This window comes from Kitasatospora sp. NPDC058048 (assembly GCF_042885555.1).
GTDB lineage: Bacteria > Actinomycetota > Actinomycetes > Streptomycetales > Streptomycetaceae > Kitasatospora > Kitasatospora lactacystinica.
This window is the reverse complement of record NZ_JBHVRT010000009.1, coordinates 148,474-149,256: the sequence shown is the minus strand read 5'-3', so window position 1 is coordinate 149,256 and position 783 is coordinate 148,474. Positions and strand designations below refer to the sequence as shown.

Annotated in this window: 1 pseudogene; it reads right to left on the bottom strand. The window is 74.3% G+C overall.

Going from position 1 to position 783, the window contains the following annotated elements:
• Positions 1 to 170: 170 nt before the first annotated feature.
• Positions 171 to 783, bottom strand: a pseudogene (locus ACFVVA_RS12460) (hypothetical protein); the annotation flags it as partial.

Sequence of the window (783 nt, the reverse complement as noted above, 5' to 3'; positions counted from 1 at the left end):
CCGGTGTTTTTCTCTTTGCGGTTGCGCCCCGCCCCCCCCTGCTGCCCCCGCGCGCCCCCCCCCCCCCGGGGGTGGGGGCCCCCTTTTGGGGCGCCGCACCGGGCGCGGCGGGGCCGCCGGGGGTGGGGGCGCCACGGCAGCGTTCGGAACGGTCCGGGACCGCCCCGGGGTCAGGCCGTGAAGTAGCCGTTCAGGTCGGCGACCACGTGGACGTCACCCCAGTTGTTGGAGAACGTCACCCGGCCGTCCACGACCGGGACGACGACCAGGTTGGCCCTGGTCTGCCCGGCCGCGAAGTTGAGGTTCGACACGCCCGGGCGGGCGGTGCCGTGCGGGTAGACGCTCAGGTTGCTGTCCGCCGTCGGCTCGGTGACCGCGACGTTCAGGACCACGGCGGTGACGCCGGTGGCCGGTACGCCCTCCAGGCCGGTCACCGGCAGGCTGACCATGCCGCCGTGGCCGCTCAGCGCTCCGGCCCGGGCGCCGAGGCCGCTGCGGGTGTCCAGCAGGCGGACCGGGGTGGCCGGGGAGTAGGTCGAACCGGAGTCGCCGTAGTAGCCGGTGACGTCGGCGACCAGGTCGACCTCGCCCGCGCTGTTGCGCAGGTTGACCTTGCCGTTGACGACGGGGACCGTCACCAGGTTGGCGACGACCTGGCCGGCCTCGTAGTTGAGGTTGGAGGCGAACGGCAGCGGCCGGCCGTCGGGGTAGACGGTGACGTGGCCCGAGCCGGTCGGGCTGACGGCGATGACGTTCATGACGACGGCGGTGACGCCGGTGGCC